Annotated in this window: 13 protein-coding genes; 8 read left to right on the top strand and 5 right to left on the bottom strand. The window is 70.0% G+C overall.

Annotated elements, in window-relative coordinates:
* Positions 1-26: 26 nt before the first annotated feature.
* A complete protein-coding gene (locus AB0924_RS32540) occupies positions 27-419 on the top strand; it encodes a hypothetical protein (RefSeq protein WP_366913382.1) in 393 nt (130 codons plus the stop codon).
* A 9-nt stretch (positions 420-428) separates the two neighbouring features.
* Here the strand turns inward: AB0924_RS32540 and AB0924_RS32535 are convergent, their stop codons facing one another.
* The 3 genes from AB0924_RS32535 to AB0924_RS32525 all read right to left on the bottom strand — a co-directional run bounded on the left by AB0924_RS32535 (position 429) and on the right by AB0924_RS32525 (position 1,911).
* The gene (locus tag AB0924_RS32535) at positions 429-884 is read right to left on the bottom strand and encodes a hypothetical protein (RefSeq protein WP_366913381.1); all 456 of its coding nucleotides are present in this window, start codon (positions 882-884) and stop codon (positions 429-431) included.
* A gap of 74 nt (positions 885-958) precedes the next feature.
* Positions 959-1,366, bottom strand: coding sequence for a hypothetical protein (locus AB0924_RS32530; protein ID WP_366913379.1), 408 nt, complete (start codon positions 1,364-1,366; stop codon positions 959-961).
* Positions 1,363-1,911 carry a hypothetical protein gene (locus tag AB0924_RS32525; protein WP_366913378.1) on the bottom strand — a complete coding sequence of 183 codons (549 nt, stop codon included), beginning with the start codon at positions 1,909-1,911 and terminating at the stop codon, positions 1,363-1,365. Before AB0924_RS32525 ends, AB0924_RS32530 begins: the two co-directional genes overlap by 4 nt.
* 12 nt (positions 1,912-1,923) lie before the next feature.
* Here AB0924_RS32525 and AB0924_RS32520 point away from each other — a divergent pair, with 12 nt between their 5' ends.
* On the top strand, positions 1,924-2,250 hold the full coding sequence (locus AB0924_RS32520) for a hypothetical protein (RefSeq protein ID WP_366913377.1): 327 nt from the start codon (positions 1,924-1,926) through the stop codon (positions 2,248-2,250).
* A gap of 298 nt (positions 2,251-2,548) precedes the next feature.
* A complete protein-coding gene (locus AB0924_RS32515; RefSeq protein ID WP_366913376.1) occupies positions 2,549-2,926 on the top strand; it encodes a hypothetical protein in 378 nt (125 codons plus the stop codon).
* 9 nt (positions 2,927-2,935) lie between these two features.
* Here AB0924_RS32515 and AB0924_RS32510 read toward each other — a convergent pair whose 3' ends face one another.
* The gene (locus AB0924_RS32510) at positions 2,936-3,403 is read right to left on the bottom strand and encodes an SAM-dependent methyltransferase (protein ID WP_366913375.1); all 468 of its coding nucleotides are present in this window, start codon (positions 3,401-3,403) and stop codon (positions 2,936-2,938) included.
* 234 nt (positions 3,404-3,637) lie between these two features.
* Here AB0924_RS32510 and AB0924_RS32505 point away from each other — a divergent pair, with 234 nt between their 5' ends.
* Positions 3,638-4,156 carry a transposase gene (locus tag AB0924_RS32505; protein WP_366913374.1) on the top strand — a complete coding sequence of 173 codons (519 nt, stop codon included), beginning with the start codon at positions 3,638-3,640 and terminating at the stop codon, positions 4,154-4,156.
* A 22-nt stretch (positions 4,157-4,178) separates the two neighbouring features.
* Positions 4,179-5,561: an SMI1/KNR4 family protein gene (locus AB0924_RS32500; RefSeq protein WP_366913372.1), complete on the top strand. Its 1,383-nt coding sequence runs from the start codon at positions 4,179-4,181 to the stop codon at positions 5,559-5,561.
* Between the two features lie 1,094 nt (positions 5,562-6,655).
* Here AB0924_RS32500 and AB0924_RS32495 read toward each other — a convergent pair.
* Positions 6,656-7,939: a hydrolytic protein gene (locus tag AB0924_RS32495; protein WP_366913393.1), complete on the bottom strand. Its 1,284-nt coding sequence runs from the start codon at positions 7,937-7,939 to the stop codon at positions 6,656-6,658.
* A gap of 254 nt (positions 7,940-8,193) precedes the next feature.
* On the opposite strand from AB0924_RS32495, the gene AB0924_RS32490 reads away from it, so the two are divergent.
* From AB0924_RS32490 to AB0924_RS32480, 3 genes are all read left to right on the top strand, one after another.
* Positions 8,194-8,853, top strand: a complete 660-nt coding sequence (locus AB0924_RS32490; RefSeq protein ID WP_366913371.1) for a response regulator transcription factor — start codon at positions 8,194-8,196, stop codon at positions 8,851-8,853.
* A 195-nt stretch (positions 8,854-9,048) separates the two neighbouring features.
* On the top strand, positions 9,049-12,216 hold the full coding sequence (locus AB0924_RS32485; protein WP_366913370.1) for a hypothetical protein: 3,168 nt from the start codon (positions 9,049-9,051) through the stop codon (positions 12,214-12,216).
* On the top strand, positions 12,213-12,917 hold the full coding sequence (locus AB0924_RS32480) for a DUF4255 domain-containing protein (protein ID WP_366913369.1): 705 nt from the start codon (positions 12,213-12,215) through the stop codon (positions 12,915-12,917). Before AB0924_RS32485 ends, AB0924_RS32480 begins: the two co-directional genes overlap by 4 nt.
* Positions 12,918-12,968: the final 51 nt, after the last annotated feature.

Raw genomic sequence — 12,968 nt, 5'->3', positions numbered from 1 at the left:
AGGGGGTGTCCGTGTAGTCTCACGGGATGCATTCGCACCTGCGCTTCGAGAACCCACCTGCGCTGCCTCGTCAGGTAGTGGTCGAGACGTTGGAGCGGGCCCTGCGTGACCGCTCGCAGGAGGGCGAGGCGGCGAGCACGTTGGTGGGGACCGCGCTGAATGACGACGACCAGGTGTTCGTCGAGCACTGGTGCGTGGAGGTCGGAACGCGGGCTGTGGCAGGCAGCCCTCTGCTCGGGCTAGCCGGCCTGTGCCTGGGACATACCGCTCGGCGTTTCGGTCATCTCAGCGACGAGGCTGTCGCTCTGGCTGAGTCCCTGGCGGCTCGCGCTGAAGCAAACCCGTCGGACGTGGACGGACGGGCCCTTGACGGCCTCGACGACATCCGGAGCTTCCTCGGCCGGAGTCAGACCAGGTAGGACACGTCGTTAGGCTTCTGGGACTGGGGCATCTGCCCAACCCTCGCGCGGACGAATGCGCGTGAGAATCCGTTCAGCTTCATCGCGGACGCCTGGGTCGTCATCCGTCGTCAGCTCTCGCAACTGCTTGATCAGCCGGTCCGCGCCCTCGGTCGTCAGCCAGTCGGGGTCAGCATCAAGAGCGGCGCTGATCTGATCCGCTGTGTCGAAGCTGGCGGCGAAGCTCCTGGCCAAGAGCACGTGCCGCAGACCGATGGTGTCCTTTCGGGCAAGCAGTGCGTCAGCGGTGTCCTGGGTCACTCCGGTGTCCTGAGGGTCCAGAAGGAGGCGGAGGAGGACATCCGCCACTTCGTCGATCCTGATTGACGCCGCGAGTTGGCGCCCGGCGGCGGCGCGAAGAGACCAGGTCGGAGACTCTGCCTTCATGATCGCCGTGCTCAGGTCTTGGTTTTCGAAGGACTCCATGTCCCCAGCTTGTCAGTGGGCAGAGGCCAGACATGCTCTGGCCCCGAGCAGGACGGGGTCAGAGCATGAAGCGGTCAGCGGCCTTCCGGGCGAAGTTGGTAGACGTTTCCGTGTGGACCTTGATCTTGCTCGGCAGGCTTCTGAAGGATGAGGACGGCGGCTGCCAGCGCGATCTGCTCAGCTCGTCGTGCCGACTCGGCCTCCGCCGCTCGGGAGTCCTTGAGGGCGCCCTTCAACCGGGCGACTTCTTGGCGGAGCCGCTTCTCGGCTTCGGGCGTTTGGTGCGTTTCACTGCGGACGCGGGCGTAGAACTCCTCCTTGAGGTCCGCGTGGCGCTTCAGCAGCGCCATCCGGTGAACGTCGGCTTCGATGGCGAGGGCAGCGACGGTGAGGCTGCCGTTGGAGCGCGTGGGCTGGCCAGCCAGGAGGCGGTCGATCGCCCCGCGGATGCGCGTGCGCTCGTCCTGATGCTGCTGGGTCATGCGAGAGCCTCCTCGGCGGTCTGGGCGGCGGCCTCGTGGGCGTCCGCGAGTCCGCGGAACCGGCTGGCCGTGTGCCGGAGCCGGTCGCCCAGGGGCTGGGGCAGGTGGGCCGCCTTCAGGTCGAGCCGGTCGGCGTGTTCCCGTGCCGCCTGCGCGTGACTGTCGGTGCGGACTGCGTTGCCGCATCCGAGCTGGCAGGCGAACTGATTCGGGGCCGTGGCCCCGAGATCCGGCTCGCAGAGAGCCGTGTCGCGCTTGAATGCGCAGATCAGGAAGGCGTCGGGGTTGTCAAAGAGGACCAGTCCGTCGCGTGCGAGGAACTTGGTGATTGCCTTCGGCGTGGTCAGCGCCCCCTCGAAGCGGGGCGTGGACGCTGCCCCGACAAGGGCCCGCCGAGCGGCGGGACGGGAGATCTTCTGGCGGAGGCTGGCGTCATCACCCCGGCCCAGGCGGCGCAGCCGGCCCCCAAGCGACGCAGGAAGCCCACCGAGACCGACGAGTGAGCCCCGACCCGTCCCGGCCTTTATCCGCGGGGCCACGGTCATCCAGGAGCACTGATGGACCCGGCACTCCTCGCCTGGCTGCGAGCACAGCTCGGCCCCGCCACCGATGAAAAAGACATCGCCGCCCGCTATGCGCGCTTGGGCCGAGCCCACGACGTCGCAGCGGAAGTCCTCACCGAGCGCCGCGTCGCGCTCCTCGCCGAGCCGCTGCGCATGACGGTCGACGGCGTCGTCACCATCGACCAGAGCAACAACCTCGCTGGGCTGGAGCGCCAGATCGCCGGCCTCCAGGACCTCGTCGCTCCCGACGATTTGCCCCCGGGGGAGGCGAGCGCCGGCCTGGTCACCGCGTCGCTCATGCCGACGCGGCGCACCAGGTAGGGCGCCATGCCGTACGAGTGGCCGCCGCTGGTGAGTTCCGTCAGCGCGTGGACCCAGCAGTTCGTACGGCGGCAGCTCTCCCACCTGTAGGAAGCCGGCGACCGGAAGGCCGGCGAGGCCCAGGGCATGACCTTCACCTGGACCACGTTCCACGGGGACGCTCTCCAGTCGCTCGCGGCAGACTCCTACGCCGACTTCCTACGCCGCTCTGAGGAAGCCGAGCGGATGGCCGGCCAGTTTTATCGCGTAGCGCGGGAAGCTGCGCGCCGCGAAGTGCCGCTGTTTGGCGGCAGGCAACATGACCGCGAAGCTGGCCGCGAAGAACCTCGCGGATCGGCTGGCCACCAAGCACAAGCTGACGTACGTCGTCTACCGCAACGGGGCGCGGGTTCCGGTGCGCGCGTGGGCCGAGGCCACCACGCTCGCGAAGTCAGCCGTCGCCTACAACGCAGGCACTCTCAACCGAACCCGCCAGGCCGGAGTGACCACGGTGGAGGTCTTCGACGGAGCGGACTGCGGTTGGACCACCCATCAACACCCCGACAAGGCTAACCGCACGGTGCGTACTGTCGATGACGCGGCGGATTGGCCGATCTCCCACCCCCGTTGCCGTCGTGCCTTCGGGCCGCGCCCGGATCTCACCGGATCGACGAGCGCGGCTTCCGGGATGACGTGATCGCAACCGTTACGACTCGGCCCAGTACTCGCTGAGCATCTGGCCGGGCCAGGCCGGTTCGCGGACCTTGCCTTGAGGCCCCATCTCCTGGAAGTAGGGGCCGAGATCGTAGACCGGAGTCCCGTCGACCGCGTCCAAATCGGTGACATGGAGGTCCAGGCCGTCGACCTTGAGCAGCCTGGGGAAGCTGGTGGCGAGTTGGTTCGGGCGTCGGTGGTTGCGATGCGCGAACGTGCCGGATGGTTCCCAGCGAGGGTTGTTCCGGGGGCTGCGTGCGTGCAGAGCAACGTCAGTCGGGGACGCCTGGCTGAAGTGCCAGGTGACGATCAGGTGGGAGAACTTATCCAGTCCCTTGACGACTTCGAGGGGGAACTTCGGGTCAAGGCGGATGATGCACTCGACGCCGCCCCAGTTGTCGTCCGAGACTTCCGTTCGGCCACCGACAACGGTGCCGATGGGCTCGATCTGCAGAGTCATCGGGTCCTACCTTTCTGGTGTGGGTCTGATCTGGTCATTCGTAAGATCGGAGGGCCCGGAGGCTCCGGGTATGGCTGTCATCGGGAAGCCCGCTGGATGGCTCAGGAGACTTGGCCGCCCAGAGCCCCGCGACGACTCGACCGCTGATTGAGAGACGCGACTCGATCGCTGTGTAGGACCACGCCGGCGAGGTCGTTTGCGGGATTGGCATGAGACGAGCTGGCGGAGGGGTACGTGCCCGAGATCTGGGCCGGGGTGGACATCGGCAAAGGGCATCACCACTGCGTGGTGATCGACACGAACGGCGAACGGCTGCTGTCCCGCCGGGTGGAGAACGACGAGACCGAGCTGCTGACGCTGATCGGCGACGTGCTGGCGATCTCCGAAGACGTACTGTGGGCCGTGGACCTCAACCACGGCGGTGCTGCCCTGCTGAGCGGTCTGCTCAGCGCCCATGACCAGCCGATCGCCTACGGGCATGGACGACTCACCGCTGGGACAAACGCCCGAGCCGCCGACCATGACCGCCGCGCACCTCTAAGCGTCGCGCACCGCCAGCACTTCGACCGCTGCTTCAGACGACTCCAGCAGGAGTGCAGCGGCAGAATGCCGGGGATCCGGATTGGGTCTAGCGGGCCGTGGTCGGCCGCTTCCGCAGGTTCCTCGCCGTTCAAGGCAAACGGTCGGCGAGGCCGAGTGTCGCTGATGAGGGGGCTGTCAGTGCCTCCCGTGATAATCACCTCGCCACGTTGACCGCGCCGATCGGAGGCACCTGTTGTCCACGCTCCATGAGTTCACGACCTGGGAGCCTCTGCTGCGCATCCTGCGATCCGCTCACACCGCGACGCCGGGCGCTCTGGGCGGGCACGTCGCCGGACGGATCGGCACCCACGCATACAGCGTGCCGATGCCATGGGGGACGATGTTCACCATGCACGGACAGGCGTCTGGCGCGGCGGACAGACGGCCCGAGTTCGACGCCGTGCAGCTGGTGCGGGGCGCGCTCGCGCAGGCCGACGCCGACGCCGCCTCCTTCGTGGCCCGGATGTCCCCGGACGGCCCGGCCGTGCTGCACCTGCTCGACTTCGGGCCCGCCGTGGAGCCCGAGACCAGCGGGCCGCTCCCGGGTGCGCTCCTACTGGTCGAAGGCGCTGTACCCGAGCCCTGGCGCCGGCTGCCCGATCCGGTGCCCGACGCGAAGCCCTCTCCGGCGGCGGATCCGGCAGCACTGGAAAGCTTCCTGCGCGAACGCCTCCCCGACGCCATCGGCGCAACCGAGGAGGAGATCGCCACGGCCGAGGCGCGCCTCGGGATACCGCTGCCCGACGAGCTCAAGGCGCTCTACCGGGTGACGCGAGCCCGGTGGGACGACCTGGCCGACGACGAGGCGATGTGGCACCTCATGGAGACGGTGACCTGCGAACTGGTCCCCCTGGACGAGCTGTACATCGCCAACGCGCCCTCCCGGCACTCCCCGTGGCGGTTCGCGGCGATGCAGACGGTGGGAACGCCGCCCAGCGCCGCGGTGCAGGGGCTGGTCGGATCGCCGGGCTGGATCGTCTTCGGCAACAGCGACGGCGACCGACTCGCGGTCGACCTGACGCCGGGGCCAGCCGGGCACACGGGGCAGATCATCATGCTCAGCCACGAGGAAAGCGTCGGCGCGAGCCTGGTCGCCGGCTCCCTCACCGAACTGATGCTCCGCCTGCCCACACAGCGCCGCAGCGCACCGTGGACGGAGGAACCGCCTGCCGCGGCCCGGGTCAACATCCGCAGCCTGAAAAGCGTCGAGGCCGCCGCGCACCCCGCACTGGAAGTCCTGAGCATCGGCGTCTGGGAGGGCGAACCGCTCAGCCTGGAGCCCGTCCTGGACCTGCCGCGCCTACGGACCCTTAGAGCCTACCCAGGCACGCTCGCCGACCCGTTGGAAATCTCCCGGCTCACCGGCCTGGAGTTCCTGGCGCTCTGCCCGCAGGACTGGCGTGTGCTCCTGGACTCCGACATGGTCCCGCGCAGCCTGCTGGCCGCCGGCATCGAGGTGCGCAACGACGTCGACCCCCTGCCGGTCGTGGACCTCGCCAACGAGATCCTTGCCCGCTGGGACCGCCCCCTGATCACCCGCACCACCCTGGAAGGCAGCCTCGGCCCCATGCTGTAGCCCCTGCTGGCCGGGGAGGCGGGGGGCGTCAGTCATGCATGGGCCACACAGGCCAGTGGTTCGTGCGCGGCAGCCCCCGTTCTTTCGCTTCTCGCGCGCAGCCGGGCGTAGCCTTGGCAGGTCTTCGAGATCCGGCCGTGCGCAGCGATCATGCGCTCGTTGCTTCTAGCGGCTCGCACTGGTGCACGGAGGTGATCTGCGCCGTCGTCCCGCACGCTGAAGGCAGGACGGCCAACGCCGAAAGCGGGCGGGGGCGGGTGCTGTTGCGCTTGAGGCAGGGCACCGACGTGACCGCCGCGGTGGTCCGTCAACGGGCCGGATCTTGGTCTTGCTGAATGAGGCGCTCTCGGCGGAAGAGATCAGGTCGCGTACAGGGAGATGGTGTACGGGTTCGACCTGATCTGGGGGTTTGCTCCGGAATCGGGATGAGGCCCGCAAAGATGAACGGCCACCGGCTGATCTTCGAGGTGTCGAAGCCTGAAGGAGATCAGCACGATGACCGCACCTGACAGTGCGCCCCTGCACGTCCTCGCCGCGGGGAGTCCCGCTCTGCTGCGCGCGATGATCAAGACGTTCGCCGACGCGCTCATGTCCGCCGAGGCGGATGCCCGCCACCAGCGAATAGCAGCGGCTGTGGCTGGTACAGCGCCGCACCCCTGGCTCCCGGGCCTACTCCGTCAACATCACGGTGAACAGCGACGCGGTGATGAAGAACCTTTCACTGGGCCGTGTCGCAGCGCCGCGGCGAGCACGTCCCCGTCGCTCAGGACCACGCGGCAGCCACCGGTCAGCCGGTCGGTGGGCGCCGTGTGCTGGCACCCACCACTCTCCCGGGTGCGTTGGTTGATCAGGGCCTGGACGGGGTTGTGGGGATCTGCATCGCCCCTCGGCCGGTCGACCATGCCAGGGCAGCACGGGATCGGCAGTCGGCCCGTGCAACAGAGCAACCCCAGGCCGTTGACCTGGGGTTGTCGGGTATTGGTTTTCAGACCTGGGCTGTCGATTTCAGGACTGATGCGAGTGAAAGAAGACCCATCGCTTGGCAGATCGCGTCTTTACCGATCGACAATGGGTTACAAGTGGAGAGGTTCGAGTCATTGCTTGGTGCTGCTGAGCAGGCCGCTCACGTTCAGGACCTCGTGACAGCCCTCTGCCCGACGGCCGGTGGCCGGGGTGCCCGGCTTGTTGCAGGTCACCTCGATGGACACGGCGTCGCCCTCGGGGATCTTGATGGGGGTGACCCAGTGATAGTCCTGGTTGCGGAAGGTCTCCATCGCGATAGTGGTGATCTTGCGGTCGCCGAAGGAGATCGTCAACACCCCTTCGTCGCCCTGGAAGTTGGCGACGACGATGTCCGTGACCCCGAAGATGCTGTCCGTGGGCACCGTGTAGGTGCCGGTCTTGGTCTCCCCGCTCGCCGTCTGCACGTCGATGGTCTGCGAGCTCTGCTGGCCGCTGCCGTTGCCGGTCGAGGTGCCGCCGCCACCGCCGCCCGAGCTGCCGCCGCCCGCTCCGGCCGACGCGCCCGACCCCTGGGTGCCGGGACCGGCCGAACCGGCGCCGCTGCCGGGAGTCTGCTGTCCGGCGGGCGTGGGCCGTGCCCGGACCGCCTCGTCGGCCGCGTCCTTGGCTGCGCTGCGCACCGCCGGACGGACCAGTGCGAACCAGGCGATCAGCAGTGCGAGCAGCGCGGCAAGCAGTGCGAGCAGCCACTTGGGGAAGATCGGGATCTGGACGAACTCGGCGTCCAGCGGCGTCCGGACAACGGTGTCGTACGAGCCGGGTTGTTCGTCCTGGTCCTGGTCGTCGGTGGTGTCGACGGTGAACTGCCACACCACCGGGGAGCCGAACCACACCGGTTTGCCGGTGCGGACGCGCAGTCCGACCTCCGCCGATTCGCCGGGCTCCAGCTTCGGCTTCGCCGGGTTGAAGGCGAACGCCAGCTCCTCGCCCGCCTGGCCGGCGGTGAAGCACACCTGCGCCGGGGTGTTGCCCTGGTTCTGGACCGCCAGCCGGTAGCGGCCGCGCAGCCAGCCGCGCCGGCGGCGCGGGGCCAGCTCGGTGCGCAGCTCGCGGAACTCCTCGATGTGCACGGTGGTTTCGAGGACCTGCACCGCATCGGGGTGCTCGGCCGGCAGGACCCGCACACCCAGCGGCATCTCGCCGGCCCGGATCTCCGGGGAGCGCGGCGGCTCCAGACGGAGCGTCACCGTTTCGGAGGTGCCGGGGTAGAGCGAGACCCGGGCGGGTTCGACGGTGGTCCAGGAGGCGCAGTCCCCGACGACCTCCAGGCTGTACGCCTCGACGATGTCGCTGTCGTTGCGGACGGTCAGAGTTGTCGTGGTGGTGTCACCCGGTGTCACGGTCACGGCCGGGATGTCGAGGCCGGGCGCACCAGGGCCGGAAGAGGCTGCGGAAGGCGTCACGCCTACCACCGTAGAAACACGTTCGGGCGTGCCGCGAGGAACGCGAGGGCAAGATGCGGGCAGTCGGGATGCCCCGAGAGTCACCGGCAACTCCCTTGTATTCAAGGGGCATTGGTGTTTGCCGTCGCAGCCCGCGCGCCGCCCTCTGGTGCTCGCCACGCCCCAGCGTCCAGCCCCCCACGAATTCATGGAACAGGTAAACCCTCATGTCCTGTGCACAAGACAAGAGCCTGCCCGGACACCGGAGCCGGGTGACGGTGGCCGTGTACGCCGCAGATCCGGTCCTGCGCGTCGGCGTCGTCCACCAGCTGCGCCAGCGCCCCGAGGTCGACCTGCTCGACGACGCCGACGCGGAGCGGGCCCAGGCGTCACTGGTGGTCGTGGACACCGTGGACGACGACGTGGCGGCCCTGCTGGACCGGCTGCGGCTCAACACCGCCACCCGCACCGGCCTCGTGGTCGGCACCCTCGGATCCGGGGCGCTGCAACGCGTCATAGAGTGCGGCGTCGCGGCGGTGCTGCGGCGCTCCGACGCGCACCAGGACCAACTTCTCCAGCTGGTCCAGGCGATAGCCAACGGGGAGGGTGTGCTCCCCGGCGACCTGCTCGGCAAGCTGCTCAGCCATGTGAGCAGCCTTCAGCGCTCGGCTGTCGACCCGCGGGGCCTGTCGCTGTCCACGCTGACCACGCGCGAGGTGGACATGCTGCGCCTGGTGTCGGAGGGCTTGGACACCGCGGAGATCGCCCGCAAGACCTCGTACTCGGAACGGACCGTCAAGAACGTCCTGCACGAGATAATCACGCGTCTCCAACTGCGCAACCGAGCCCACGCGGTGGGCTACGCGCTGCGCAACGGACTGATGTGACACCCGCGTTGACGCCGCAGGGGCAACAAGCCGGGAGAGACCTACGGGAAACCCGCACTGCCCGAAAGCGCACCGCGCGTTTCCCTCGGGTACGGCCCCGCCGCCCTGCCGCGCCGCGCACGTCCGGTACAGGGTGGCGGAGGCGATCCGGATGGTCACATCGGGATGCCGCACCAGAATGCGAAGGGGGCCGTGATGGGAACGGCTGACCCCGGCGGCCGGTACCGCCTGGGGAGACTCGGAACGTCGTTGCTGCTGCTGATCCCGCTGCTCGGGGTGACGGCGGCCTCCGGACAGGGCAGCGCCGCCTCCGCCCCGCGCGCGGCCGACGCCACGGACACCCGCGTCGCGTACGCGGGCACCCGGCACCGCAGCCTCGGCACGGTGGCCTCGACCACCTCCAGTACACCGCTGTTCGGCGGCGGCCCCGTCCACAACGATGTGCAGCCGTCCGCGCTCGGTGACCAGATGGTCTTCGCGAGCCGCCGCGACGAGAAGAACCCGCAGGTCTACCTGCGGGCCGCGGACGGTTCGGTACGGCGTCTGACCACCGGCCGGGACGCGGCGCACCCCCGGCTGACGCCGGACGGGCAGTCCGTGGTGTTCGACTCGGCCGAACCCGGCGGCATCGGCGGCGGGACGCAGCGCGACCTGTGGCTGGTACGCACCGACGGCACCGGCCTGACGCGGCTCACCGACACCTCCGCCAACGAGGAGTGCCCGACGGTCTCCCCCGACGGGCAGCGCATCGCGTACAGCAGCGACAGCGATCCGCTGGTCGGCGAGCAGATCTATATACGGCCCCTGAACGGCGGCACCGCCACCCGGATCACCTCCCCGGCGAACGGCACGGGCTCCGAGCCGGCGTGGAACCCGGTGAACGACGACGTGAACCGGGACTGGATCGCGTACACCTCCACCACCACCGAGAACGGGCAGTCCGTGCCCCGGCTGCGGATCACCAACGGGACCAGTGACGAAACGCTGTTCGCGGGCAATTACGCGGGGTGGCGTGCCCACGGGGCATCGTGGTTGCCCGACGGGGACCAGTTGGTGTTCCTCAGCCCCGAGACCACCTGCACGTGCGAGGGCGACTATGACCACGTGTTCAAGTCGACCGCACACGCGGACACAGAGCCCGGGCTGGTGCTCAACGAGAACCGGGAGGTCCTCTCACCCACCTGGCTGGGACCGGGCAACGGCGGCGGCGTGGTGGTGGAGCGCGACTCGGCGGCCGATCCGCACGTGGTGACGCTGCAGGACGCCCGCATCGACGGGTCCGACCCACGCGACCTGAACCTGACGATCCTCAACGAGGACCCGGCGGCCGACACCAACACCGATCCCACCAAGGACCCGCTGTTCCAGCCCGCCGCCGGCTCCGACCCGTGGACCGAGCGGCAGAACTACACGCCCGACGGCCGCCGGATCGTCGTCACCCGCTTCGAGACCAACGCCGACAACCAGCGGATCGAACGGATCTGGCTCGCGGACGCCGACGGCACCAACGCGCGGGCTATGCCCCTCGCGGGACGCGGCGCGACGGACTGGGACACCGACCCGGCGTTCTCCCCGGACGGCAGGTACCTCGCCTTCACCCGGACGTCGCCGGGCGGCCTCGGGGACGCCGCGGGCCCCAGCCGCATCCTCATCGCCGACGCGGCGACCGGCGCGATCACCGGCCGGATCACCCCGCCGGCCGGGCAGCAGCAGGGCGAGGACGCCCAGCCCACCTGGTCCTCCGACGGCACCACCCTGGCCTTCACCCGCAACGAGGTGATCGGCGGGAGCGGCGGCAACAAGCACATCTGGACCGTGCCGGTGAACCACCTGGACCAGCAGCGCGACCTGAGCGCCACGATCTGCCCGGGCAACTGCCAGGTCATCGACGACAGTCCGGCGTTCTCCCCGGACGGCCTCACCATCGCCTTCAACCGCAAGAGCGGCGGCGGCGCAGTCGACGAACGCGACGGCATCCTCCTTACGGCCCTGTCGGGCGACGACTGCAAGGTTCTGCTGCCCACCGCCGCGCGCAACGTCCCCGGCGCCTGCCGGACGGATCTGCCGGACACCTCGACCACCGGTCCGTTCCAGCCCCGGGACGCCGCCTGGACGGCCGACGGCAAGGGCCTGGTGATCAGCTCCCGTGCCGAGGTCGCCGCCAACAGCCCCGAGAAACTACGCTTGTTGGACGTCGCGTCCGGCGACCTCACCCCGCTCACCGCGGAGCTCGGGGGCCGGCAGAAGGAACCCAGCGTCCAGCAGTCCGTGGACCTCGCGGTGAACGCGCCCGGCATCGTCCCGGCGGTCACCGTCGGCAAGACCACCACCATTCGTGTCGATGTCGTCAACAACGGCCCCGCTGCCTCCCCCGGCACCAAGCTGACCATCGCCCCGCCGACCGGCGTGCAGATCACCAAGCTGACCTATCCCGGGGGCACCTGCGACGCCGCCTCCCTCCAGTGCACCGTCGGTGTCGTGCAGCCCGGCAGCACCGTGCCGGTGACCGTCACCGTCACCGGGGTCACCCCCGGCAACGCGCCGATCGACTGGTCGGTCACCGGCACCGTCCTCGATCCGCAGCCCAGCGACAACACGGGCCGCACCGTGGTGCCGGTCGTCCAGGCCACGCCCCCGACGACCCCGACACCCACGCCGACACCCACGCCGACACCCACCTCTCCGCCCACCGTGCCCCCGACTCCGGGTGAGCCCGACGCCGGGCCCGGTCTCCGCCTCACCGCCCAGCCGAACCCCGGATACGTCGGCGGGCGCGTCGTGGTCACGTACACCGTGCGCAACGGCTGCAACGCGCTGGCGACCGGACTGCGGCTGCACATCGGCCTGCCCAAGAGCATCCCGGACAACGGGCAGCCGGAGGGCTGCGACAAGAACTGGGTGTGCGCGCTGCCGGACCTGGACCAGGGCGCGAGCACCGTCGTGCGGGTCGTCCTCAGCCCCAAGAAGGCGCTGACCACCCACGTCACCGGCAAGCTGACCACCACCGGGACGGACGCCGACAAGGGCGACAACAGCGCCCGGGAGCGGCTGCGCATCCTCCAGCCGCGCATCATCGCGGTGCCGGCGATCGGCAAGCCGGGCTTCGTCACCTCGGTGCGCGGCAAGGACTTCCCGCCGGGCGTGCCGGTGCAGTTCACCTGGAAGCCGGGGATCACCGCGGCGGCGGCACCCACCATTCCGCTGCCGAACGGCACCTTCATCGGCCAGCTGCTCATCCTCGCCAAGGACGAGACCGGGCCCCGGATCATCACCGCCAAGGGCCCCGGGTTCTCCCCGGTGACGACCGACTTCCTGGTGGTCACCGGCAGCGTGCAGCCGCCGGACGAGGTGACCCGCCGGTGATCCACGAGGTCGACGAGGGGCTGCGCCGGCTGCTCGGCGAGTCCGGCCTGGAGGCGTCGGGCGTCGACGTCGTCTTCGACGCCCCCACCCGGGACTGGGCCGCGCGCCGCAGCGCCCCGACGGTCTGCGTCTTCCTGTACGACATCCGGGAGGACGCCGTCCGGCGCGGCAGCGGCTCCGGAGAGGTGTACGACCAGGACGGCCACCTCGTGGCGCGGCGCTCCCCGCCGCGCTGGTTCGAGCTGACGTACCTGGTCACGGCGTGGGCGACCCGCCCGCAGGACGAACACCGGCTGCTGTCGCAGGTGCTCGCGACGCTGGTGAGCACCGACACGCTGCCCACGCGGCTGCTCACCGGCACGCTCGCCGAACTCGGCCTGACCGTGGGCCTGGACACCGCCGGAACCGGGTCCGACGCACCGGCCGCCTCCGACGTGTGGTCGGCCATGGGCGGCGAACTGAAGGCCTCCCTCTCGCTGCAGGTGCGGGCGCCGCTCGCCGGCATCACCAAGGCCGCCGCACCGCCGGTCACCGAAGGCCTCGTCGTGCGCGCCACCTCCCGCAGCGAGGACGCGGGGCCGGGGCGCAGGCTGCGCTACACGGAAACAAGTGACCCGGGTCCGGACGGCGGCTACGCCGGCCCGCGTGAACGCCCGCCCGCGCCCGCCCGTCGCCACCGCAGGGGGGGCCGCCAGCCGTGACGCACACTGCCGAGGCGGTCGCCGAAGTGGAGCACCTGTGGGTGCGGCTCC

It is taken from the genome of Streptomyces sp. NPDC047869, from assembly GCF_040704065.1.
In the GTDB taxonomy this organism is placed as follows: Bacteria; Actinomycetota; Actinomycetes; order Streptomycetales; family Streptomycetaceae; genus Streptomyces.
The sequence above is the reverse complement of the archived record's forward strand: the minus strand, read 5'-3'. Positions and strand labels throughout refer to the sequence as shown.

Excerpts from the sequence above, each read along its gene's own strand:
- AB0924_RS32520 (WP_366913377.1), top strand. The coding sequence starts at position 1,924 with ATGGACCCGGCACTCCTCGCCTGGCTGCGAGCACAGCTCGGCCCCGCC.
- AB0924_RS32510 (WP_366913375.1), bottom strand. The coding sequence starts at position 3,403 with ATGACTCTGCAGATCGAGCCCATCGGCACCGTTGTCGGTGGCCGAACG.
- AB0924_RS32525 (WP_366913378.1), bottom strand. The coding sequence starts at position 1,911 with ATGACCGTGGCCCCGCGGATAAAGGCCGGGACGGGTCGGGGCTCACTC.
- AB0924_RS32540 (WP_366913382.1), top strand. The coding sequence starts at position 27 with ATGCATTCGCACCTGCGCTTCGAGAACCCACCTGCGCTGCCTCGTCAG.
- AB0924_RS32515 (WP_366913376.1), top strand. The coding sequence starts at position 2,549 with ATGACCGCGAAGCTGGCCGCGAAGAACCTCGCGGATCGGCTGGCCACC.
- AB0924_RS32485 (WP_366913370.1), top strand. The coding sequence starts at position 9,049 with ATGGGAACGGCTGACCCCGGCGGCCGGTACCGCCTGGGGAGACTCGGA.
- AB0924_RS32535 (WP_366913381.1), bottom strand. The coding sequence starts at position 884 with ATGGAGTCCTTCGAAAACCAAGACCTGAGCACGGCGATCATGAAGGCA.
- AB0924_RS32530 (WP_366913379.1), bottom strand. The coding sequence starts at position 1,366 with ATGACCCAGCAGCATCAGGACGAGCGCACGCGCATCCGCGGGGCGATC.
- AB0924_RS32490 (WP_366913371.1), top strand. The coding sequence starts at position 8,194 with ATGTCCTGTGCACAAGACAAGAGCCTGCCCGGACACCGGAGCCGGGTG.